This window comes from Rhizohabitans arisaemae (genome assembly GCF_025996515.1).
GTDB lineage: Bacteria > Actinomycetota > Actinomycetes > Streptosporangiales > Streptosporangiaceae > Rhizohabitans > Rhizohabitans arisaemae.
Map to the genome: position 1 here is coordinate 345,872 of NZ_BLRH01000014.1, position 23,732 is coordinate 369,603.

Sequence of the window (23,732 nt, forward strand, 5' to 3'; positions counted from 1 at the left end):
TCAGGAGCACTTGAAATCGTCAGCCGATCTGTCATGAACAGGGTCTGAACGGGTCAAAAAGATTTACCTTCGAGGGTGCTCCAAGTGCTTTTTGATCTAGTAGCGGGGCTGAATCGAGACCTCTCTTGGTGCCCACTTGACCTGCGGAGACCCTCCTCAGAGTGATCAACTTAGCCCTTTCGGGGTCTTACTTTGCACTCATTGACCCACCTGCTGAGATGTGTAATCCCTTTCTGTTGAGTGGTTTCAGAGTTCTGGCCGGTCGTTTGGAGATCGATTCCCCATGCTTCCGGGGCTGGCTTTACTCAAATGGGATCGGGTTCCAGGTGTCGGCGGAGGGCGAAGTCCCGGGGAGTATGAAGAAGCCTCGAATCCCCTGCCGTATAGGGGATTCGAGGCTGCTTTACCTGTTTGACCCGGAGTCCGGGAAGGCGATGGCGGTGCCAAATCAAACCGGAATCGATGATGTCGGTGTGACGACTGAGTTCTCAGATGACGTTGCGAAAGATGTTCCCGCTGACTTCCCAGGCGATTTCAGCGACGAATCAATAAGTCAGCGCAGGGCCTGGAGTTCGAGATCGATCAACTCGCTCGTCAATGCGTCCAGCGTCCGGCGGGTTTCCCGAGCGTCATCGAGAGGGCCGCCGAGATGAATGTCGAAGACGATGTAGGCGGCACCGATCTCCTGAAAACCGGCCAGGTCCCGCCGAATCTGATCCGTCGTGCCGTGGCAGGCCGGGCGGTCCGCCTCGTCCAGCGGGGTCTCGGTCACGCGGACCCGGACGAGCGGCGCCAACGCCGGCAGCGGCCGGCCGATCAGGTCCGCGGCGGCGCGCAGCGCGGGGATCCCCTTGGTGCGCAACCAGTCCACCCGAGGATGGCGGGGATGCCACGCGTCGCCGTACCGGACCGCCCGGTGGACCGCCGCCGGGCTCGACCCGCCGACCCAGACCGGCGGCACCCGTACGGGCGGGGGCGCGGTGCGCACCTCGCCGAAGGAGACGAACTCCCCGTCGTGGGAGACGACCGGTGACGTCCAGATCTCCCGCATGACGGCGAGGTACTCGTCGGTGAGGTCGCCGCGTCGCCCGAACGGCACGCCCAGCGCGGCGAACTCCTGCTCCGCCCAGCCCACGCCCACCCCAAGGACCAGCCGCCCGTCGCTGAAGCGGTCGATGTTCGCGGCCATCTTCGCGGTGATCAAGGGGTGCCGGTAGGGGACGACCGCCACGGTCGTCCCGAGCTCGATCCGCTCGGTGAGACCGGCGAGCCAGGCGAGGGTGGTGAAGGGTTCGTAGAGCGGGTCGGGGAGGCGCTCACCCACATCGGGGGTCACCGCGATGTGGTCGGAGAGCATGGCGAGGTGGAAGCCGGTTTCCTCGGCCAGCCGGACCCAGCCCGCCAGGGTCGAGGGGTCGGTTCCGGGACCGTGGTTCACCAGGGTGACGCCGAATCTCATCAATGATCAACACCTTGAGCAGGGCGGACGTTTCAGTCTTCTATGTGGTTCGTCCACAGGGCGGGGGCCACGGGTCGGCAGGTGACCGCACGGGTGGAGTGATCCAACCACGGGTGGTATCTACTGATATTTTCATGCGGGATCCGGCTTCGTGGCTGCCGCGCGGCGGGGGAAACAATCGCGCCGGAGCCCCCGGCAGCGGAAGGAAGAGGGTTTTGGGCCGCCATCGTCACTACTCCATCCGGAACCCGGGGGTACCCGGACTCCGGCTCGGCCTGGCGATCGGTCTCGCCCTCCTCGGCTGCGCGGTTCTCGCCTGGCAGGTCACCGCCGTGGTGATCGCGCGACCCGCGCCACCGGTCCCCGTCCCGTCCACGCCGAGCGCCACGCCGTCCGGGCGGCTCCCCGCGGTCGCCCGCTGGGCCACCCCGGTGCCGCCGCCCCCGGCCACCGTGCCGGTACGGAACGTGCCACGCCCCGCGCAGACCACACCCGAGCGGTCACCGGAGCCCCGGGGATCCGAGCAGCCCACCCAGGAGCCCACGCTGCCCGGGCCGCAGCGGTCGCCGGGGCCCGCCGACCCGGGATTCCCGCCGCCCCCCGGCCCGTTGCCGAGCATCGTGCCGGAAGCCGACTGACGCTCAGTCGACCGGCAGGTTCTTGAACGCCTCCCGGCGGCTGAGCCCGGCGATCCCGGTCCGGTTCACATACCGGACGACCTCGTCGGGGTCGGTCTTGGCGTACTCGCGCAGCGCCCAGCCGATCGCTTTGCGCGCGAAGAAGTCGTGGTCCGACAGGCTTCCCTCGATGCACGCGTAGAGCAGCCCGAGGTCGGTGTCGGCCTTGAAGGTGTTCTGGCACAGGATCGAGGTGCGCCGCTTCCAGAGGTTGCCCGACCGCGACCACTCGTGCGCGAGCTTGCTCATCTCGTCGGGGAACCCCCGCAGCAGCGGGCCGATCCGATGGACGGCGAGGTCGTCCACGTAGTCCCACCAGGCCCCGGTGACGATCATCTCCTCGTACATCGGGATCGTGTCGAGGGTCTGATGCCGCTTGTAGAGCCGGAAGCCGGTGAGCTCGATCGCCGCGTAGCGCTCCTCCCGGTACTCCGCCTCGCGCCACAGGGCGAGCGCCGACAGCTGCCAGTCGCGGGCGCTTCTGAGCGGCTGCTCCAGGAAGAGCGCCCGCAGGATCTGCCGCCGCGGGCCCGCCGGAACGCCGCGGAAGGGCAGTTCGGACTTCATGTACGCCTGCATGGCGGGGGCGCGCTCCGGGTCCGCCGCCTTGGTGAGCGCCAGCCGTACCGAATCGACGAGGTTCATCGCCCGCTCACCGCTCCCCGCCCGCCGGTCCGCCCGTCCTGGACGAGGCCGTCGAAGAGGACCGAGATGTAGTGTTCGGCGATCTCCGCGGAGTCGAGCCGGCCACCCGACCGGAACCAGCGCACCGTGACCCAGATCGTGTCGCGGATCATGCGGTAGGTGAGTTTGGGATCGGCGTCCCGCCGGAACTGGCCGAGCTCCTGTCCGAGCCGGATCTGCTCAAGCCACATCAGTTCGACCTGGTCCTCGGTCTTGACGAGGTAGTCGAACCGCTCACCCGGCAGCGAGCGCAGATAGTTCCAGTCGTTCTGCATGACCGTGACGGCGGCCCGGTGGGTCTCCACGGTGCCGAAGCCGATGCGGATCATCTCCGAGAGGGCGGTCCGGGGGTCGTGCCCGTCGGCCAGCACGGCCCGGTAGCGGCCGATCAGGTCGTCGAGGAAGGTCCTGAGCACCTCGTCGACGATCGCCTCTTTGGAGTCGAAGTGGTGGTACAGGCTGCCGGAGAGGATGCCGGCCTCGTCGGCGATCTGCCGGACGGTGGTCGCCTGGAACCCCTTCTCCGCGAAGAGCTCCGCCGCCAGCCGTAAGAGGTGGTCACGACGTTCGGAGCCCGGCACCGAGGGTCCCGTCCCCCGCCGAGCCGCCGGTGCCCTGCGGCGGGGCGCCGCGACGGTCCGAAGGCTCTCCGTGTTCCCCGAGGTGCCTGGGTTCCTGCGCGAGTTCACGTCCTCCATTATGGGCCTCCAACCCTGCCGTGCTCACCGCGGACCGTCGGCGGATAGGGCCATCATCGGGTGCCGGAGCCGCTCCCGCCCGGTCCTTGCGCAGAGTCGCCGCGGGAGTCCGGACGTCCCACCGTGCTTCGCCGGGCGGGGCGTACGGCGCGGTACGGCGGATTCCCCCGTCGCCGAGCCGATAATGAGGCGCATGGGTTCGGGGGGTACGGGAGGCGGTCCCGCTCGCCGGTGCGTCCTCGCGGGATTCGGCCTGGTGGCGCTGGCGGGCTGCGACCGGTCCGGTCACGTCGGGCAGGAAGGGGTCACCCGCCCGGCCGTGCCGCAGCCGTACACCGCGCTCGCCGTGTTCGATCTGACCGGCCGGCCCGGTGAGACGCTCGCCGGTCTGGGGGCTGCCGTCACGGGCGGCGGCCCGGCCGGGGTGACCGTCACCGTGGGGGTGGGGCCGAGGCTCGGCGGCTTCGAGGAGCTGCCGGTCTTCGCGCGGGAGCGGATCGAGCCGGCGGCCCGCGGGGGCGACCTGCTGATCCAGGTCTGCGGGGCGACCGAGCCCGCGGTGTGGGCCGTGCTCTCCGGGCTTCGCGCCCGGCTGGGCCGCCGGGCGCGCATCCGATGGGGCCAGCGGGGCTTTCGCCGCGCCTCCTTCGGCGCGGTCCGCAACATCCTGGGGTTCCACGACGGGGTCGCCGGTCCCACGACCGAGTCCGAGTTCCGCCGCGAGGTGTGGCGGGAGGACGGGTCGACCTTCGCGGTGGTCCGCCGGATCCGGCTGGACGTGGGCCGGTTCCTCCGGCTGCCGGTCCCCGAGCAGGAACGGGTCGTCGGCCGCCGCCGGGCGGACGGGGCGCCGCTGTCGGGCGGGGCGCCCCTGGCCGCGGTGGACCTGGAGGCCGCGGCCCCGGACGGCCGGCGGCTGATTCCGGACGGCGCGCACGTCCGGCGGGCGCACGCCTCGGGGGGCGGCCGCATGCTGCGCCGGGGCTACACCTTCGACGACGGGCCCCGCGACCGGGGCCTGCTCTTCGTGGGTTTCCAGCGGGAGCTCGGCACCTTTACCGAGACCCAGTCCCGGCTGGACCAGGGGGACGCGCTGATGGCCTTCACGACCACCACGGCCTCGGGGGCCTTCCTGATCCTGCCCGGGTTCGACGCCAGGCGCCCGCTGGGTTCGACGCTCATGCTCGGGTGAGTTTCTGGGCGTTTGTCGGAAGATGGAAGCCCATCTACCTGGCGTTACGACATTTTGCAATCGCTTGACTACCCAGAGTGGTCGCGCTTGACTGTTCCCCAGATGCGGTGGCTCACCGGTCCGGCGAGGCCCAGCCGATCGTGGCTTGCGTCTCGGACGGCCGGGGGTCACGGCAGCCCCCAGTAGGAAAGAGGAGTCGAAATGATGAAGAAACTCTGCGTTTCAGGCGCCGTTCTCGCCGCGGCGATCGGCATCGGCCTCTCCGCCACCCCCGCCCACGCGGCGCACGATGACACCTACATCGGCAACTGGAGCAGGTATATCGACGATTCCGCCCAGTCGGGGAATCAGTTCGGCAACATCAGGGCGAGCAACCGCGGTTGCGGCAACTCCGTCAACGTGAACAGCGTGAGCGCCACCTCGTGCCGGGGCAACATCTCGGTGACGTACGTCTTCGACTAGTCCGGCGGTCACGGGGCGTCGGGCCGGTTGCCGGCTCGGCGCCCCCGCGCACGCTCTACCCTGGACGTCCGCTCGGCGACAAGCCCGGCAAATAGAGTGGGGCCCATAATATTGCTTCCGACCTGCCGGGCGATGGGGGAGAGTGCATGGGTGTGCCGGTGGCATATGTGACGTCGACGGCGGCGGGCAAAGACGACGAGGTCGGCCTGGTGCTCACCGGATGGAACGACGCCGGGATGCGGGGGGAGATCGTCCGCTGGGACGACCCTGAAGTGGACTGGAGCTCCTACGACGCCGCCGTCGTCCGGTCCACCTGGGACTATGTGACCCGCAGGCAGGAGTTCGTGGCGTGGGCGCGGCGGGTCTCCGGCCTCACCCGGCTGCTCAACCCGGCCCCGGTCATCGAGCGGAACACCGACAAGACCTACCTGCGCGACCTCGCCGAGCGCGGCATCCCGACCGTCCCCACCCGGTGGATCAGCCCGGGCGAGGCGCCCGACCTGATGGAACGCTGGCCCGAGCTGGTGGTGAAACCCTCGGTTTCGGCCGGGGCCAAGGACACGGTCCGTACCGCGTCCCGGGCTCAGGCGCTCGAACACGCGTGGCGGCTGACCAAGGGCGGCCGGACCGCGATGATCCAGCCTTACCTGGACATGGTCGAATCCGAGGGGGAGACCTCGCTGATCTTCCTTGGCGGACGGTTCAGCCACGCGATCCGGCGGCAGCCCATGCTGTCGGCCCGGGGCGGGATGATGACCATGACGCACCGGAACCGGCCGGCGGTGCGGGAGGTCGACCTCGACCAGGTCATCCTGGCCAAGAAGATCCTGGGAATGATCCCTGAGGAGCTGCTGTTCGCCCGGGTCGACCTGGTCCGTGACGCGCGGGGCGCCCCCATCCTGCTCGAACTCGAACTCACCGAGCCCTACCTCTTCCTTCGCTACGCCCCGCACGCGTCACGCCGGATGGCGCAGGCGCTCCGCATCCTCGCCTCGCGCTGAGACCCCTTATCCGGGGCCGACCGGCCGTACCGGAGAGTTATCCGGTAAAAACAGGCATCATGCAGACCCGAGATGTTCCGCGATGACCCTGCGCATCGCCGTACTCGCCAAACAGGTCCCCAAGTTCGACGAGATGCGGCTCGGGCCGGACGGGCGCCTGGAGCGCAGCGGCCTGCCGCTGGAGATGAATCCGTACTGCCGCCGCGCGGTCGCCAAGGGCGTCGAGCTCGCCCGGGAGGCGGGCGGAAGCTGCACCGTCCTCACCCTGGGACCGCCGAGCGCCGAAGACGTCCTCAAAGAGGCGATCGCGTGGGGCGCCGACGAGGGGCTGCTCATCTCCGACCTCGCCTTCGCCGGTTCCGACACCCTCGCCACCGCACAGGCGCTGGCGGCCGCGATCCGGGTGGCCGAGCGGGATTCCGGCGCCCCCTTCGACCTGATCATCGCCGGGCTGAACTCGGTCGACGCCGACACCGGGCAGGTCGGACCGCAACTCGCCGAGCTGCTCGACCTGCCGCTGCTCTCCGGAGTCCGGGAGCTCCGCGTGCGGGAACGCCGGATCCGGGCCCGCTGTGAGACCGACAACGGGCATCTGACCGCCAGGCTCGACCTCCCCGCGTTGATCACCGCGGCCGAACGCCTCTGCGACCCGTGCAAGGTGCCGCCGGAGCACCGGGCCGGCCCGGACCGGATCCGGGTGCTCCGCGCGGCGGAACTCGGGCCGGGTCCGTGGGGACCGCAGGCCAGCCCGACCGAGGTCGGCGAGGTCCGCGTGCTCCGGACCCGCCGGAGCCGGGCGATGCCCGAAGGGCCGATCGAGGACCAGATCCGCACCGCCTGCGCCATGCTCGCCGAGGCCTTCGCCCGGACCGTTCCACCGGGCGGCACGGCTCCCGCCCCGGTTTCCGCCGATCGCGTCATCGGGATCCTCGCCGAACCCGGTCGAGGCGGCCTCACCCGGGAGCTGCTCGGCGGCGCGGCCCGGCTCGGCGGGCGCGTGGTCGCGCTCACCGCGGGCGAACGGGCCGACGGCGCCGACGAGGTGGTCGAACTCGACCCGGCCCCCACGGCGGAGGACTTCGCCGCCGGAGTGACGGATTGGGCCAAGGAGGCGGGTGCCTGGGCGGTGCTCGCGCCGAGCACCTCCTGGGGGCGGGAGGTCGCCGGGCGGCTCGCCGTACGGCTCGACGCGGGTCTGGCCGGGGACGTGATCGACCTCCAGGTCAGGGACGGGCGCCTGGTGTGCTGGAAACCGGCCTTCGGCGGCCACCTGGTGGCGGAGATCACCATGCGGTCGGCGGTGCAGATCGCGACGGTACGGCCCGGCGTGCTCACCCCGTCCGCGCACTCCGCCCGGGAGGGTTCCGCACCGACCCGGGTCCTGCGCCTGCGGCCGCGGCGACGGGTCGAGGTGACGGAGAGCGTCAGCGACGACGATCCCTCGGGGCTCGCCCAGGCCCGTGCCGTGATCGGGGTGGGGCAGGGGGTGGACCCGGCGCGGTACGCGGAGCTCGGGCCGCTGGTGTCCGCCCTCGGCGCGGAGCTCGCCGCGACCCGCAAGGTCACCGATCGGGGCTGGCTGCCCCGGTCGAGGCAGCTGGGGATCACCGGCCGGGTCATCTCGCCCGAGCTCTACGTGGTCCTCGGGTCGTCGGGGAAGTTCAACCACATGGTCGGGGTCCGGGGAGCCGGGTTTGTGATCGCGGTCAACTCCGATCCGTCCGCTCCGGTGTTCGACGCGGCGGATGTGGGGATCGTGGGGGATTGGCGGGCGGTCGTCCCGGTGCTCGCCCGTGAGCTGGCCGGGGTCTGGCGTGCCGGTTGAGCGGTGAGAGCCGGGGAAAGAGACATGCCCCGGTAGGCGTGGGGAGCCTGCCGGGGCATGTGTCCGCCCGACGACCTGCGAGGGCCCCGGCGAGGGATGGGGCCCGCGCGGGTGTCGCGGCTTTCTCATGGGTACGTCTGGTCACCTGGCCCGTGGCGCCTCCGGACTCGCGCTCCGGAGGCGCCACGAGTTCCGCTCCGCGAACGGTCCCGCCGGGACTTGCGCCGCCTCGGGTTTCTGGGATTCTTCGCGAAGACGTGTCTGGGCTGGGTGATGGTCTAGAGGCTTTTCAATGGATTTGTACCAACATTTGGATAATGCGATGTCGCGCCGACGGCGTCAAGCCCAAGGTTTCGGAAAAGTTCTAGATCGCTTAAATTTGTAGGGACAAAAGGACAGAGAGAGGGACGTCTTGGCACGCTCCACGCTCTACGAACAGGTAGCGGGTGAGCTACGGCGAGCCATCTACACAGGTGAGCTGTCCCCAGGAGACCTCCTGCCCACCGAGACCGACCTCATGGCCACCCATCAGGTGAGCCGCAACACCGTCCGGTTGGCGCTCGGCGAGCTCGTCAACGAGGGACTGGTCAGCCGCACCCCCCGCAGGGGAACCGTCGTCCGCGAACGCCGGCCGCTCCTCATCACGCCGCAGATGGAGCTGATCCCCAGCACGGTACGCCAGGAGGCGTTCGCCCGGGCCGTACTCTCCGAAGGACGCCAGCCCAGTCAAGCCATCGAGGTGGCCTTGATCACCCCGGCCGAGGAGATCGCGACCCGCCTGGAACTCCCCGAAGACGCCGTCGCCGTGGTCAGACGGCGGCTGCGCTTCGTCGACGGGCAGCCCTTCAACACCAACGACTCCTACTTTCCGCTCGCCATCGTCGTGGACTCCGAGATCACCCACCCCCAGGACATCCAGCGGGGAGCCAACCGCGTCCTGGAGGAGCTCGGCCACGGCCAGGTACGGGTCGTCGACGACATCTCGGCGCGGATGCCCACCCCCGAGGAGACCCAGCGACTCCAGCTGGAGCCGGGCACCCCGGTCATGGTCTACGTCCGGGTCGGATACGACGCCGAGGACACCCCGGTGCGGGTGGCGATGTCGGTCCTCCCGGCGGACAAGCACCTGATCAGGTACGAGCTGGAACAGCGTTGAGCCTTTTCACCCTTCGCCGGGCCACCCCCGGCGATCTCACCAGCGTGCTCGCGCTCCTGGCGGACGCGGCGGCCTGGCTGCACCGCCAGGGGGTCCAGCAGTGGCCGCCCGACGGCTTCCCCGCGGCCAGGATCGACCCGCTCATCGCCGAAGGGGTCGTCTTCCTCCTCGAACCCGGGCCCGCGGCCACGGTGGCGTTGGACGATCACGCCGATCCGGAGTTCTGGTACGCCGCCGACTACCCCGAGTCCGCGCTGTACGTCCACAAACTCGCCGTCCACCGGACGTTCTCCGGCTGCGGGCTCGGGGAGGCGCTGCTCGACTGGGCGGGGCTGAGGGTGTTCGCCGACGGGCGGCGCTGGCTCAGACTCGACTGCAGCAAGAACAACCCCCGCCTCCAGCACTACTACCTCAGCCAGGCGTTCCGGCACGTGCGCACCGTCGACCTCCCGCATCGGGCGTCCGGCGCCCTCTTCCAGCGCGCCGCCGGACCGCGCGGCCCCTGGAACGGTGAACGGGACGCAGGTCGGAGGCGGATCCGGATCCAGGACCTCCTGCCCGCCCAGGCGCTCGAACCCAGCTGCTGACCCGGCGTTAACCTAATGCGTAACTGACGTCGGTACCGGGAGAAACGTTTCATGGCTCGACCGCTGCTTGAGGTGATCGCGCTCAGCGCCCAGGACGCCGTCCGGGCCGAACAGGGCGGGGCCGACCGGCTCGAAGTCGTCCGCGACATGACGGCCGACGGGCTCACCCCGGCCGTGGAGACCGTTGCGGAGATCGCCCGGGTCTCGACCCTCCCGCAGATGGTGATGCTTCGCCCCAAAGCCGGATTCACCATCACCCGGAACGAACTCGCCGCCCTCACCGACGAGGCCGCCGCGCTCGCCGAAGCCGGGGCGGCCGGATTCGTCTTCGGCTTCCTCGACCCCTCCGGCGGTGTCGACCTCGCCGCCACCGAACACCTCGCCGCCGCGATCGCCCCACTGCCCTGGACCTTCCACCGCGCCGTCGACCACGCCTCCGCCGACGGCTGGAAGCTGGTCCGCAAGCTCCCGGGGCTCACCGCGGTCCTCACCGCGGGATCTCCCGCGGGCGTCCACGCGGGCCTGGCCGAACTCCGCGACCGCGCCGAAGCCGGAGACGCCGGCCTGCTCCTCGTCGGCGGCGGCCTCCGCACCGAACACCTGGCCTGCCTCCACGACTACGGCGTCCGCGCCTTCCACGTCGGCAGCGCCGTCCGCCCCTCCTGGTCCGACCCCGTGGACCCCGACCTGGTCCAGGCTTGGCGAACCCACCTGACCAAAGTCGCCGAAGCCTGAGCGAGAGATTCCGTACGGCCCTCGTAGGGTGACGGCAACGGCGCGGGAACCGGGTCCCCCGAGCCGGGGTGCGAGTACGGCTGGATCTTAGGTGCCCGAGGCGCTACGTCCGCACTTCTCGCGCCGCGCTCTTGGCGGCGCGAGAATGCGCGCGGCGGTTCGCGCCGGACGTTCTTTGTCCGGCGTGAACCGACCGCGGTCAATGTTAAGAACACTGTTCTTGTAAACGTGATCGTGCCTAACGGGGTACCGCACGTCCAAGGGACCGTGCCTACCCGCCCAACCCCGGGAACGCCGAAGATTCCGTACGGCTTCCGCCGCGTGGGGCCGTACCGGACACTCCGGGGGAGCGGCGCGGTCAGAAGGCGCCGCAGTCGGTGCCTCTGCGGAGGATGGCGGAGAGGGCCCGGATGGTCGCGGGCTCTTCGAGGAGGCCGGATTGTTCGGCCTGCTCCTGGTATGCCGAGACCCGGGCGGTGTAGCCCGCTTGACGGGCCAGGTGGAAGGCGTAGACGGTGGCGAACCGGCTGACCAGGTGGGCGGGGTGCATGTCCCAGCCCTGATGGAAGCCGTGGGAGAGCGAGTGCCGGACCAGGGCGGAGTGGGTCCGCCAGACCGCGTGGACGTCGGCGGCGGCCTCGCTCGCCGGGACCAGGTTGGTCGAGCCGTCGGACAGCTCCACCCCGGTCCCGGCGAACGCGACCTGCATGACGTGCCGCGCGAAGTCACACGCCGGATGGTCGAGCCGCTGCTCCTCGGGGGGCAGGCCGCAGGACGCCGTGTAGTCGAACACCCCGAAGTGGGCGGCGGCCAGCCGTGGGGTCCGGCCCCGGCCCGCGAGGAGGAACATCACGGTCTGGGTGGTCTCGACCTGCATCTCGAACCGGAGGGTCCCGTCCGGGAGGCCGAGCGAGCGCTCGAGTGCCTCCAGGAACCGCTCGAACTCGTCGAGGTATTCGGCGCGCGTCACCTTGGGGAAGGTCACGGTGAACCCCTCGGGCAGCCCGCCCGTCGCGTCGGCGATCCCGGTGAGGAAGCCGTCGAGGGTGCGCAGGGCGCGGTCGGCGTGGCCGTCGGCGAACGACTTGATCCGCAGGCCCCACCGCCTCGGCAGCGTCTTCCCGGCCGCCATCGCGGCCACCGCCTCGACGGCCCTGCCGACGTCGGCGTCCTCCTGCCCGTCCGGGCGGACGCCGTACCCGTCCTCGAAGTCGATCCGCACGTCCTCCACCGGCTCGGCGGCGAGTTTGGCCGCGACCCGGGATCGGACGAGCCCGGCGAAGGCCTGATCGTCGGAGGTGAGGCCGAGCGCCTCGGCGTCGAAACGGGTGTCGAGGAGCCGGGCCGCCGCCGTGCCGAGCTCGGACACGGTGCCGGCGTCGAAACGGTCCGCCGGGATGTACACGGTGTGCACCGGCTGCCGGCCGGCCGGTTGCCCGGCCGGCGGCTCCGGCGTTTGGCGGTGGTGGTGCGTGGCGCCCAGGGTGGTTCTCACAGGCGCCAGCGTACGAGCCGCCGCCTAGAAGGCGAAGACCCTGCCGGTTTTGGCGCGCAGCTGGCAGGAGTTGCCGTAGGTGCGCTCGAATCGGACGAGGCTCTGCTGCCAGACGCCGGTTGCGGTGACGGTGACCGGCGCGTAGATGAGCGGGCAGATGGCACCCGGGTCCACGTCGAGTTCGGCGGGGTCGCCGTTCACCTGATTGAGCTGGGCGCAGGCCCGGCTCGCCGCCGGATGGGTGCCGCGTGGCGGGTCGCAGAAGAGGAGCGCGACCCGCTCGGCCGGTACGGGCGATTCGCCGTTCGCGATCGTGAGGATGAGCGCCTTCAGGCGGATCTTGCTCTCCTTGACGGGTGGCTCGGGATGTACGGCGGCCACGGCCGCGGTGGTGGTGAACGTCAGCGCGGCGCCGGTGAGCAGAGCGACGCCGATGCTCCGCAGTGGTGCGGTTCTCATGAAACCCCCTGGTCATAGCTGGTGTGGGGGGCTTTCTCAGCCTTGTTCACGCCTTCACCGAGAGCAACGAACAACACGCGTGGGCGCCGGGGCTTTGGTAACGAACCGATATCAGCGCGGAGATTTGTCCACTTTTAGTGGTCTTCGTCCAAGATCAAGGGGTTATGGTCCCTTCTTGTCTCTTTACGTACGCGTGGGGCGTCCCGAGCGCCTCATGACATAGAAGGAGCATGACTGTATGCACCCCCGAGCAGGGCGCCTGATCCTCCCTCTCGGCGCCGCGGTCTTCGCGACGTCGCTGATCGGCGCCACCCTGGTTCCCGCGGCGGCGGCCGCCCAGGGCGCACCCAAGGACCTCAGAAAGGCGACGCTCGCCGGTAAGGGCGAGGCGGCCAAGGTCGTCGGTTTCTGGTCCTCGACGAAACTCAAGAAAGCCGTCAACTACGAGGAGCAGCCCACCGTCCGGGGCAAGCTCCGCATGCCACGCGCGAACAGGACGGCCGCCGACGGCAGACCCGGCTCGATCGCCCCGCAGGGCGCGGGCGGCGGTGTCGGCAGGTCGGCCAACGTCAACCTGCCCAAGACGGTGGGGAAGGTCTTCTTCACCTTCGAAGGCGACAAGAACCTCTACTGGTGCTCCGCGACCTCGGTGCAGTCCAGGTTCCGGAACCTGGTCGCCACCGCCGGTCACTGCGTGTACGACACCCGGAAGAATCGCTACGCCGACAATTGGGTATTTATCCCGGCTTACCACCAGGGCAAAACGCCCTTCGGTCTGTATGTCGGCGCAACAGTGAACACACACCGTGATTTCGACATTTTTGAGGACTACGACTACGACTACGCGTTTGTAAATGTCTATAACGGGTACCAGTTGAAGGCTCCGGCCGAGGTCGACTACAAGACCTATAAGGAATGGGTCGACAGGGGAGGCGACGCCTCGATCAAGGAGGAGGTCGTCGACTTCGAGACCTACGACCGGTGGCTGCAGAAGAACGGCCGAGGCGAGGTCCGCAAGGTCGAGACCGAGGACGAGGTCGGGCCGAGCTACAAGGGTGGGATCTTCGCCCCGGTCGAGGTGGACAAGTGGGCCTATGAGAAGGCCCCCGCCCTCAAGCCGGGCCAGGACCCGAACTCCGGGGACGCCGACAAGCGTCCCGCCACCGGCACCCGGTGGAACACCGTGGTCGAGCACGTCACCAAGACCGAGTTCGAGGCCTACGACGGTCTCGGCTACAAGAAGGTGGACGAGGCCGGCAACTACACGATCACCCGTCACTACGTGGTGAAGTACGTGAAGCGGACGGCGAACGTGACGTACGTCGTCTTCCGCTTCCACATCGTGAAGAAGCAGGACGTCGGTCGGCTCGGGGACAACGTCGGGGGCCAGGGCTTCACCTGGAACCGGAGCGTCAAGTCCACCGTGTACGCCTTCGGCTACCCCTCCGACGCGCACCCGGACGGGAACCAGCCCTACAGCGGTCACACGATGAAGTGGTGCTACGGCACGACCGCGCCGATGCCCGCCTCGGCCAGGTACAAGCTCGAAGAGCACGTCGGCATCAAGTGCTCCTTCACCCCCGGGGCCAACGGGGGACCGCTCCTGGTCAACTACTCGGGAGCCCGCCGTACCGGCTATCTCAACGGTGTCGTCAGCATGGCCTGGGACACCGACGGCAACCGGCGCTACGACCGCGTCTCCTCGCCGTACTTCAACGGGGAGACCTACGCGATCTACAAAGCGGCGGCGAATCTGTGGACGGGAAGCCTCGGCGGCTGACACGTTCCTTGACCGAACAGGACCCGGCGGAGTGTCGGGTCCTGTTTCGCGTTATCAGACCGATATGGCAATGGCCCGCGTAGTTTGTCCGGAAATATGAGTATTCAGAGATGTTTAGAGGGATTGGACCGTTTCAGAAATCCCAAAATACATATTCCTATGTCTATGCGATCAGATAAGGCGAAGTTAAGATTTGCTCGGATTCGGTCGCTGATCTTGGCGACCGCTTTGCTTGTCAGCCCCGCGGGGAGGGGCGTGTTCACTCCGCGCTGCCTGCTGGGCGTACACGGCTCTCCCCCGTGAGGGGCCGACCGGCCTGTGCTCCTCATCACAGGAGGTGTCGTGACCAACCAGTCCTACCTACCGGTGGACAGGCGGCGGAAGCGAGCGGCCACACTTGCCGCCGCGCTGGGAGCGTTCGTACTGATCGTTCCGACCGCCGTGTCCGCTGAACCAACCCCCTCGAATTCCTCCTCGGCCACGAGCAGGTGGCAGGCCACCGCGCTCACCGCCCCCGAGCTGGTGCAAGGGGCGAAGTCGCCGAGTGGCAAGCTCGCCAAGAGCGACACGAAGCTGCTGGAGAACAAATCCCCCGACCTGGTGAACGTCGTGGTCAAGCTGGACTACGACGCCATCGCCGCCTACAAGGGCGGGGTGAACGGCCTTGAGGCGACCAGTCCTTCGGCCACCAAGAAGAAGCTCGACCCCGACGGCGCCGCGGCCAAGAAATACGAGAAGTACATCGAAGGCGTCGAGAACGCCTTCCTTTCCGCTCTCGGCCAGCGGATCCCCGAAGCCAAGGTGGGGCAGAAGCTGCGGCTGGTCCTCGGCGGCATCAGCCTGCGCCTGCCCGGCAACAAGGCGGCCGAGCTGCTCAAGCTCCCCGGCGTCGCGGCCGTGCAGGAAGACTCCGCGGAGCGGCCCAACACCGACTCCAGCGCCGCCTTCATCGGGGCCAACACGATCTACAACCAGCTCGGGGGCAGCTCCTCCTCGGGCAAGGGCGTGATCGTCGGCATCCTGGACAGCGGTGCCTGGCCCGAGCAGGCGCAGTTCGCCGACCCGGGGAACCTCCCCGCCCCGCCGGCAAAGGCGGACGGCACCCCGCGTACCTGTGACTTCGGCGACAACCCGCTGACCCCGGCGACCGACGTCTTCGTCTGCAACAACAAGGTCATCGGCGGACAGCCGTTCCTCGACACCTACAACATCATCGTCGGTGGCGAGGTCTTCCCCGACAGCGCCCGCGACTCCAACGGGCACGGCACCCACACCGCGACCACCTCGGCCGGCGGCCCGGCGTCGGGCGCCAACCCGCTCGGTATCAACCGCGGCAACATCCATGGAATCGCCCCCGCCGCGCACGTCTCGATCTACAAGGTCTGCGGCCTCGAAGGCTGCTACCAGTCCGACTCCGCCGCCGCGGTGGCCCAGGCCATCCGTGACGGTGTGCGCGTCATCAACTTCTCCATCTCCGGTGGAAACGACCCCTACAGTGACCCGGTCGAGCTCGCGTTCCTCGACGCGTACGCCGCCGGCGTGTTCGTCGCGGCCTCCGCGGGCAACAGCGGACCCGGCCCGAACACCGTGGCGCACCGCAGCCCGTGGGTGACCACGGTCGCCGCGTCCACGCAGAGCCGTACCTTCCAGTCCACCATCACCCTCGCCGGTGCCGGCGGGGCGAGCGCGACGATCAAGGGTGCCTCCATCACCGCCGGTGTCGCCAGCCCGCTCCCCGTGGTGCTCGCGTCCGCACCGCCGTACAACAACGCCCTATGCACCTCCCCGGCGCCTCCGGGAATCTTCACCGGCAAGATCGTCGCATGTGAGCGCGGACCCGGCCGAGTGGTGAAGGGCTTCAACGTCAGGCAGGGCGGGGCGGCCGGCATGCTGCTCTACAACGGCACCGCCGCCGACGTCATGACGGACAACCACTGGCTGCCCACGGTCCACCTGGACAAGCCGGAAGGTGACACGCTGCGCACCTTCCTCGCGAACAACCCGGGCGCCACCGCCAAGTTCACCCAGGGCACCGCCACCACCTGGCAGGGCGACGTGATCACCACGTTCTCCTCGCGCGGCCCCGGCGGCGACTTCCTCAAGCCCGACGTGACCGCACCCGGTCTGCACATCCTGGCCGGCAACACGCCGGTCCTGGAGGACGCGGCCGGTGGCCCGCAAGGCCAGTACTACCAGGCCATCGCCGGCACCTCCATGTCCTCCCCGCACGTGGCCGGCGCCGCGGCGCTCGTCTTCGCGCTCAACCCGACGTTCACCCCGGGCCAGGTCAAGTCGGCTCTGGAGACGACGGGCAAGACCGCCGGGGTCTTCAAGCAAGACAAGGTCACCCCCGCCGACCCGTTCGACTTCGGCGGCGGCCGGATCAACCTGGGCCTGGCCGGTAAGCCCGGGGTGACCTTCGACGAGACGGCGGCGAACTTCGTGGCGTCCGCGAACGACCCACAGAACCGGATCGACCTCAACCTGCCGTCGATCAACGCTCCGGTCATGCCCGGCGTGATCACCACGACCCGGGTGGCCAAGAACGTCGCGTCGACTCGGGTCGGTTACCGCGTCTCCGGCGTCGCACCGAGCGGCGCCTCGATCACGGTCACCCCGTCAAGCTTCAACATCGTGCCGGGTGACACCGTCGCGCTGAACATCAAGATCGATGCGGGAAGCCTGCCCGAGGGGCAGTACTTCGGTCAGATCAAGCTGGACACCGAGGGCGGCGGTCCCGACCTTCGCCTGCCCGTCGCCTTCTACCGGCAGCAGGGGATCATACCCGTCACCCAGACCTGCGCCCCGACCACCATCGCGGTGACAACGGGCCGGTCTTCGTGCTCGGTCACGATTCAGAACAACACCCTTGCCTCGGCCCAGGTGACCTCGCGGACGGGCACCGCTCGTTCGCTGGACATCCAGGATGTCGTCGGCGCGACGCGGGATCCGCAGAACCCGTGGGGCATCGTCGCGCAGAAGACGCTGGCGGGACGGCAGCCGGACCGGCCGGTGATCGCTCCGGGTGCGAGCCCGGCGGGGTTCATTCCGCTGAGCGCTTTCGGGATCACCCCGGTGCCGATCGGTGACGAGCAGGCGCTCAACTTCACCGTGCCCAGCTACCGGTTCGCGGGACGGAACTACACCAGGATCGGCATCACGTCCAACGGGTACTCGATCGCCGGCGGCAGTAGCGGCACCGCGGACATCGAGTACGTCCCGCAGTCGCTGCCGAACCCGACACCGCCGAACAACGTCCTCGCCCCGTTCTGGACCGACCTGGACGGCTCCGATGCGCTCGGCATCTACGCCGCGACGCTCACCGACGGTGTCGACGACTGGCTGGTCATCGAGTGGCGTGTCAACGTCTACGGGACGTCGAGCCAGCGGGTCTTCCAGCAGTGGATCGGGCTCAACGGCACCGAGGACATCACCTACACCTATGACCCGGCGAACCTGCCCGCGGCTCCTCCGGCCGGCTACGGCCTGACCGTGGGTGCGGAGAACGCCGACGGTTCCGCAGGCAGCCAGATCGCCGGGCTGCCCACGCAGGACCTGCGGGTCACCAGCACGCCGGGTGCCCCTGGAGAGACGATGACCTACACCTTCAAGATCATGGGTCTCTACCTCGGTCGGTACGACGTGACCACCTCGATGTCCACCCCGCTGGTACGGGGCGACACCGTGGACGTCGATAAGATCACCGTTCAGTAAGCAGGCCACCGGACCCGGCCTCGCATCCGGCGAGGCCGGGTCTCGCCTTGTCGTGCACGGTTGTAACCGAGATGTCACTCTCGGTATCCGTTCCATAACGAGCTCGCGGCGATGCTCGCATTTCTGGCACCATGGCCAAGTTGATCTGGAAAAATCACCCGATACGGTTATGGTCGGCGTAGTAGCGACCTCAGATGGCATCAGGAGTCACAGATGAACCCCCGAGCACGGCGGCTCGCGCTGACCTTTGGTGGCGCACTCGCCGCCGGGGTGATCAGCATGAGTGTGGCCGTTCCGGCGGGTGCCGTCAAGATCATAAGCCCTGCGAAGCCCACTGCCAAAGCCGCGAATCCCAACATCCGCTCCGTGCCGATGGCCGCGGACGCGGCGGCGGTCAAGAAAGTCGTCGAACACTGGCGGCCCGAACGGCTCAAGCAGGCGAAGAGCTTCACCGAGTACACCCCCGCGGCCGCCACCCCGATGTCCGCGAAGCCGTTGGTCGGATCACGCGTGCCTCCCACGGCGCCGCAGCTCGATCTTCCGCGCGTCGCGGTACCTCCGGCCACCCCGACGGCCCACGGACCCGCCGGTGGGCCGAATGTGAACCTTCCCGGCACGGTCGGCAAGGTCTTCTTCGAAGTCGACGGCAAGGAGTACTGGTGCTCCGCCACGGCGCTCTCCTCGGCGAACCGTAACCTCGTGGCGACCGCCGGGCACTGCGCCTACAACGTGCAGACCAAGCAGCCCGCGCAAAACTGGATCTTCGTCCCGGCTTACGGGGACGGCGGCACGCCGTACGGCATCTATGTCGGGCAGACCCTCAACCTGCACGCGGCGTTCGCCACGGAGAAGGACTACGACTACGACTACGCGTTCGTCAACGTCCACTCCGGCTACAAGTGGGAGCAGGAGAAGGGCGTGACCGACGCCAAGGGGCAACCGGTCTACCGGCCGGTCTCGGTCGGCCGACTGGGGGACAACGTCGGGGGTCAGGGCTTCGACTGGAACCGGGGGAGCAAGCTCCAGGTGTACTCCTTCGGCTATCCGGCCGGATCGCACCCGAACGGCGCGGCGCCCTTCGACGGCAGTGTGATGAAGTGGTGCCACAGCACCTCGAAGAAGATCGCACCCTCTCCTCGGTACCGGCTGGACCAGGGGGTGGGGATCAAGTGTCCGTTCACCCCGGGCGCGAGCGGCGGGCCCTGGCTGGCCGGCTACAACAACAAGACCAGGACCGGCTATCTGGTCGGCGTGAACAGCCTCACGTGGGACACCAACGCCGACAGCAAGTACGACCAGATCTCGTCGCCCTACTTCAACGCCGAGACGGCTGCGGTGTACAAGCACGCGGTGGGCGTCAAGACGGGATAAGATCCCCGAGTCTTTCGATCCGTGGCCCCGGCTCTGCCGGGGCCATTCGTCGTTGTGGGGCGAGTTAGACGTGGCGGAGCCCGATTTGGACCCACAAACTTGATGTGATCTGCGTCACACAACCTAGATCGTTTTCTGAGTCCATGATCAAAAACTTCTGACGGTGCTTGATCGGCAACAGTCATGCTGATCAGCGAAAACTTGCCCCAGAAGTCCCACAAGCCCCATGTTGTCCGGCAGGTTCGGCTTGTAACGAAGAGATCTCATGGCAGGGAAGGCTCAGGATTCGTTGCGAATCGCCTTACACGGACCAAGATCCAGCATGTATGTTCCTGGCTATCCCTTTACTGACGCATGGGACGCAAGTTCCGTTCCACGACAGCGCGAGGAGTTTCATTGAATTCCCGAGTTCGGCGCCTGGTTCTCCCCCTCGGTGGGGCTGTGGCTGCCGCCAGCATGATCGGCGCCACCCTGGCTGCCCCGGCTGTCGCCGCTGAGACTGCGGCTCCGGTTAAGAAGAAGGAGCTCGCGACTGCGGGCGAGGCCACCAAGATCGCTGGCACCTGGACTGCCTCGAAGCTGGCCTCCGCCAAGCAGTACACCGGCTTCGAGGGCACCAAGAGCAGCGGCGCCGCCAAGGTCGCCGCCGACGGCAAGCCCGGCACGATCCCCCCGATCGGCCAGGAGAAGAAGTCCCCGGTCACCTACAAGAACGTCAACGTTCCCAAGTCGGTCGGCCGTGTGTTCTTCACCGTCGGTGACCAGGCTTACTACTGCTCCGGCGCTTCGATCCAGTCGAAGTACCGCAACCTCGTCGCGACCGCCGGTCACTGTGTCTACGACACCGACGCCAACCAGCTCGTCGAGAACTGGGTCTTCATCCCGGCTTACTACCAGGGCAAGACCCGCGGTGGCGCCGGCGAGGGCCTGGACAGCCTGTACGGTCCGTTCGGCATCTACGTCGGCAAGTCCGTGGCCGTCCACTCCGACTTCGACGTCTTCGAGGACTACGACCGCGACTACGCGTTCGTGACCGTCTTCAACGGACTCGGCCAGCACAAGCCCGTTGAGGTTTCCCCGGCTGACGCCAAGAAGTACGACGAGCAGGGTTACGACGTCACCGCGGTCGACCGCCAGATCACCAAGGCGGAGTACGAGAAGTGCATCCGCGAGGGTGGCCCCTGCAGCGTCGACGCGAAGAACGACGCCGTTGAGGTTGGCCCGACCCACCCGGACGCCAAGGTGACGAAGAAGGAAGTCACCAAGGAGGTCTACACCCTCGCCAAGGGCGACGGGACCACTGAGGGTGCCCTCAACCGTGGCAACGGCTACAAGCTGGGCTCTCCTGAGGTCAAGCACGTGACCCAGGCCGAGTTCGACGCGTACACCGGCCCCGGTTACAAGGAGAAGCACGCCAACGGCGACTACACCATCACCCACTACTACGTTCAGTCGTGGGTCAAGGAGTCGGACGCCAGCAAGTACTACCGGACGCACTACTTCATCCACCCCATCTCGGATGTCGGCGCGCTCGGCAAGAACGTGGGCGGCCACGGCTTCACCTGGAACCAGCCCATCGGCACCACCTACATGGCGTGGGGCTACCCGGGTGGCTCGCACCCGGACGGCAACACCCCGTTCACCGGCAACACGCCGAAGTGGTGCTACGGCAAGGCCGCCAAGGCTCCGGTCTCCGCGAAGTACAAGGCCGAAGAGCAGATCGCGATCAAGTGCACCATGACCGCTGGCGCGTCCGGTGGTCCTTGGCTCGCCAAGTACAGCAACGGCAGCCGTCTCGGCCTGCTCAACGGTGTCTTCAGCCTCGCTTACGACGCCGATGGCAACAAGCGCTACGACACGACCACCTCGCCGTACTTCGACAGCGAGACCTACGACGTGTACAAGGCTGCCGCCAACCTGTGGAGCGGTTCCCAGATTGCACCCAAGGTGCCGGGTTCCAACTACGACGGTGCCGGCCGGCTCTAAGGCTTAACCGCCTGAACGTCGCACCAAACGCAGGGCCCGGCATCTGCCGGGCCCTGCGCCCTGTCTCAGGAAGACACCTATATATAGGTGTCGACAACAGAGCTCCCGCCACGTGGTGTCCGAGGCGGGAGCTCTTCCTGTTTTCACCGGGGGGCCGGTCTGCCGCCCTGGTCGAGCAGAGCCGCGACCGCAGGTTCACCGCGGAAGGGGTCGAGCCGCCGCCGCAGGTCGGCGAGGTAGCTCTTGGTCCGCGCGGACTGCAGTTCCCCGGCCAGGTTCAGTGCCTGAGCCCCGACGGCGCACGCCTCGTCCAACTGCCCACCGAGTGCGTGCGAAGAGGCCAGAAGCGCCAGATTGAACATCCGTCCCCGGACGTATCTTCCGTCCATGTCCAGTGCGCGCCGCGCATGCCGTACGGCGTTCGCCTGGTCACCCAGTTCCCGGAAGCAGTGCCCGAACTTGGCGGACAGATACGCCTCGCCGAAGTAGGAGATCCAGGACGGTTCCTCGCCGGGTTTGCGCCGATCGAAGGCCTTCTCCGCTTCGTGGAGGGAGGTGGCGCAGGCGGTGCCGTCGGAGAGTGCGGCGTGTGCCTGGGCCTCCATGACACAGGACTCGGCGAGGAGAGACTGGATTCCGGCCCTGCGCGCGGAAAACTGGGCGGCCCGGGCGAGGTCGAGGGCGTGCTGAGGGTGGCCGACGTAGACGGCTTGATGGGCCATCCCCGCGAGGATCTCGCCGCCCAGTCCGTGATCTCCGGAAGCCCTCGCCAGGCGGAGGGCCTGAATCAGATAGCGCTGGGCCAGGCCGTGCTGCTCAAGGTCATAGGCCATCCAGCCGGCGAGTTTGGTCAGTTCCGCGGCTGCCGAGAACAGCGACCGGCCGACCGTGTCGCCGTACACACCGTCCCGCAGCAGGGGCGAGACCGATGAATCAAGGTATTTCGCGAGCGTGGTGCGGATCCGGCCTCCGCCGAATCGGTTGTCCAGCTCGCCGAACGACCGGCAGACCTCCCGGATGTCGGCGACGTCGCCCATGCCGACCTGCCGTCCGGCGCCACGCGAAGCGAGCTTCTCACCGTCAGGGACGGTGAGCCACCGGGCGATACCGGTCGCCCCCGCCCCTACCGCGAACGTCGAGTCGACCAGGAATCTGCGCCGTTCCACATCCGCCCTCCACAGCGATGTCACCGTACTGATCCCCTCCTGCCAGGTGTGGGGGAACTCCTGTCCCAGGTTTGGCACAACCGCACCGGTGCGCATGCCCACGTCCGCCGGGGTCACGGACCGGCCGAGACAGAGCTCGAACAGCTCCGCGAGCAGCTGGGGGACCGGCTCGCGGGGATGCTGCCCGGCGAGCCAGCGGATGACCGAGCTGTGGTCGTACCGCAGCCCGGGCACCCCGCGGTCTGCGCCCAGCTCGTTGAGTCGCCGGGCGAGCCCCTTGTGCGAGAACCCGGCCTCGGAGATGAGCGCCCGCAGCACTCGGTTCGGCTCGGTGGGCTTACGCGCCATCGATGCGTTTCTCCTCTCGATCGGCAGGCACGGTGTGCGTTCGCGGTGCGCAGCAGTGGTGCGTCGGCTGTCCGGAGGGGGAACAGGCCCTGTGCGCGCCACCCGCTTCTCGTGCGACCCCTTGCCGAATGGAATAACAGAGAGCTCTCGTTATAGCACCTAGGGTGATCGACATCTTGCTTTGTCGAATACTGGCTGAGTGCGGGGGAAGGCGAGGAGGCTGCTCTATGGCGGAGACACGTAGGTAAAGGGCGCTATCGTCCAGGCGACATCAATCTGGCCTTGAGGTGAGGCGTGGTCCGTCGGTAACTCACGCGCCCCCGAGGGGTGTCCCGCTCGACTTAGGGAGCGGCCGGTTCGCCGATCCGGGTGTCGTGGCCACAATTGCGGACTAATTGCAAGAGCAATAGGTCGGTGGGATAACGAGCCACATGGTGATAATCCACAGTCGACGTCAACCCTGTCAGTTTCTCTCGAAACTCTTGCCGATGAGGCATACAGCCTGTTCGGCGTAGGTCATCTCGTTGGCTGGGGGTGCACCCGCCCCTCTCCTCCCTGTGGGACTCGATGTCTGTCGCATATGGGATCGAGCATCGGTGTCACATGGGATTTGGGTGCATCCAAATCACTTGAGGTGGAATTGTAATCGAAGTTCTAATTATTGCCTAGTGTGAGATTTGCCACCTATGCCTGTTATGGGGTGAATGTGATATCTAGTGGATCACTCGAGAAGATCATGCTCCGAGCGCAAGCTGTTGTCCTCAGGCAGGCGTGCGGGAAGAGCTGGCGAGCTCGTTGCTGCTGTGCCGATGCCTCGGAGGGTGACCGCGTATGCGTGGCGAGGGGACTGGTCTGGTGTCGCTGGTGTCAAGCCGGTGGCTCGTCCGGGCGGCGATGGTGATCGCCGTTGTGGTTTTCCCAGGGCTTGTCGAACTCC

18 protein-coding genes are annotated in these 23,732 nt (G+C 68.0%); 12 read left to right on the top strand and 6 right to left on the bottom strand.

Going from position 1 to position 23,732, the window contains the following annotated elements; translation table 11 throughout:
* Positions 1-553: 553 nt before the first annotated feature.
* Positions 554-1,459, bottom strand: coding sequence for a TIGR03619 family F420-dependent LLM class oxidoreductase (locus tag RUR_RS08110; protein ID WP_283134295.1), 906 nt, complete (start codon positions 1,457-1,459; stop codon positions 554-556).
* 215 nt (positions 1,460-1,674) lie between these two features.
* Here RUR_RS08110 and RUR_RS08115 point away from each other — a divergent pair, with 215 nt between their 5' ends.
* Complete coding sequence (locus RUR_RS08115) at positions 1,675-2,097, top strand: hypothetical protein (RefSeq protein WP_283134296.1); 423 nt, start codon at positions 1,675-1,677, stop codon at positions 2,095-2,097.
* 3 nt (positions 2,098-2,100) lie between these two features.
* Here RUR_RS08115 and RUR_RS08120 read toward each other — a convergent pair whose 3' ends face one another.
* Complete coding sequence (locus RUR_RS08120) at positions 2,101-2,781, bottom strand: DNA alkylation repair protein (protein ID WP_283134297.1); 681 nt, start codon at positions 2,779-2,781, stop codon at positions 2,101-2,103.
* A complete protein-coding gene (locus RUR_RS08125; protein WP_428846981.1) occupies positions 2,778-3,518 on the bottom strand; it encodes a TetR/AcrR family transcriptional regulator in 741 nt (246 codons plus the stop codon). The genes RUR_RS08120 and RUR_RS08125 overlap by 4 nt, the downstream gene beginning before the upstream one ends.
* Positions 3,519-3,711: 193 nt before the next feature.
* On the opposite strand from RUR_RS08125, the gene RUR_RS08130 reads away from it, so the two are divergent.
* The 7 genes from RUR_RS08130 (at position 3,712) to RUR_RS08160 (ending at position 10,476) form a co-directional block, all read left to right on the top strand.
* Positions 3,712-4,710 (top strand): Dyp-type peroxidase, encoded by a 999-nt coding sequence (locus tag RUR_RS08130; RefSeq protein WP_283134299.1) that lies wholly within the window; start codon positions 3,712-3,714, stop codon positions 4,708-4,710.
* Positions 4,711-4,911: 201 nt separating this feature from the next.
* A complete protein-coding gene (locus tag RUR_RS08135) occupies positions 4,912-5,172 on the top strand; it encodes a hypothetical protein (protein WP_283134300.1) in 261 nt (86 codons plus the stop codon).
* A 146-nt stretch (positions 5,173-5,318) separates the two neighbouring features.
* Entirely contained in the window at positions 5,319-6,173 is an 855-nt protein-coding gene (locus RUR_RS08140; protein ID WP_283134301.1) for an ATP-grasp domain-containing protein, read from the top strand.
* An 82-nt stretch (positions 6,174-6,255) separates the two neighbouring features.
* Positions 6,256-7,998, top strand: coding sequence for an FAD-binding protein (locus tag RUR_RS08145; RefSeq protein WP_283134302.1), 1,743 nt, complete (start codon positions 6,256-6,258; stop codon positions 7,996-7,998).
* Positions 7,999-8,410: 412 nt separating this feature from the next.
* On the top strand, positions 8,411-9,154 hold the full coding sequence (locus RUR_RS08150) for a GntR family transcriptional regulator (RefSeq protein WP_283134303.1): 744 nt from the start codon (positions 8,411-8,413) through the stop codon (positions 9,152-9,154).
* On the top strand, positions 9,151-9,741 hold the full coding sequence (locus RUR_RS08155; protein ID WP_283134304.1) for a GNAT family N-acetyltransferase: 591 nt from the start codon (positions 9,151-9,153) through the stop codon (positions 9,739-9,741). The genes RUR_RS08150 and RUR_RS08155 overlap by 4 nt, the downstream gene beginning before the upstream one ends.
* 51 nt (positions 9,742-9,792) lie before the next feature.
* Positions 9,793-10,476, top strand: a complete 684-nt coding sequence (locus RUR_RS08160; protein ID WP_283134305.1) for a copper homeostasis protein CutC — start codon at positions 9,793-9,795, stop codon at positions 10,474-10,476.
* 358 nt (positions 10,477-10,834) lie between these two features.
* On the opposite strand, the gene RUR_RS08165 is transcribed toward RUR_RS08160, so the two are convergent.
* Both RUR_RS08165 and RUR_RS08170 read right to left on the bottom strand, forming a co-directional pair.
* Positions 10,835-11,971, bottom strand: coding sequence for a DUF6986 family protein (locus RUR_RS08165; protein WP_283134306.1), 1,137 nt, complete (start codon positions 11,969-11,971; stop codon positions 10,835-10,837).
* Between the two features lie 24 nt (positions 11,972-11,995).
* On the bottom strand, positions 11,996-12,430 hold the full coding sequence (locus tag RUR_RS08170) for a subtilase-type protease inhibitor (RefSeq protein ID WP_283134307.1): 435 nt from the start codon (positions 12,428-12,430) through the stop codon (positions 11,996-11,998).
* 238 nt (positions 12,431-12,668) lie between these two features.
* Here RUR_RS08170 and RUR_RS08175 point away from each other — a divergent pair, with 238 nt between their 5' ends.
* The 4 genes from RUR_RS08175 to RUR_RS08190 all read left to right on the top strand — a co-directional run bounded on the left by RUR_RS08175 (position 12,669) and on the right by RUR_RS08190 (position 21,281).
* Entirely contained in the window at positions 12,669-14,210 is a 1,542-nt protein-coding gene (locus RUR_RS08175; RefSeq protein ID WP_283134308.1) for a trypsin-like serine peptidase, read from the top strand.
* A 441-nt stretch (positions 14,211-14,651) separates the two neighbouring features.
* On the top strand, positions 14,652-17,924 hold the full coding sequence (locus RUR_RS08180) for a S8 family serine peptidase (protein ID WP_283134309.1): 3,273 nt from the start codon (positions 14,652-14,654) through the stop codon (positions 17,922-17,924).
* Positions 17,925-18,137: 213 nt separating this feature from the next.
* Complete coding sequence (locus tag RUR_RS08185) at positions 18,138-19,295, top strand: trypsin-like serine peptidase (RefSeq protein ID WP_283134310.1); 1,158 nt, start codon at positions 18,138-18,140, stop codon at positions 19,293-19,295.
* A 441-nt stretch (positions 19,296-19,736) separates the two neighbouring features.
* Complete coding sequence (locus RUR_RS08190) at positions 19,737-21,281, top strand: trypsin-like serine peptidase (RefSeq protein WP_283134311.1); 1,545 nt, start codon at positions 19,737-19,739, stop codon at positions 21,279-21,281.
* Positions 21,282-21,424: 143 nt separating this feature from the next.
* Here RUR_RS08190 and RUR_RS08195 read toward each other — a convergent pair whose 3' ends face one another.
* Positions 21,425-22,795: an NsdA family TPR-like regulatory protein gene (locus RUR_RS08195; protein ID WP_283134312.1), complete on the bottom strand. Its 1,371-nt coding sequence runs from the start codon at positions 22,793-22,795 to the stop codon at positions 21,425-21,427.
* Between the last annotated feature and the right edge of the window lie 937 nt (positions 22,796-23,732).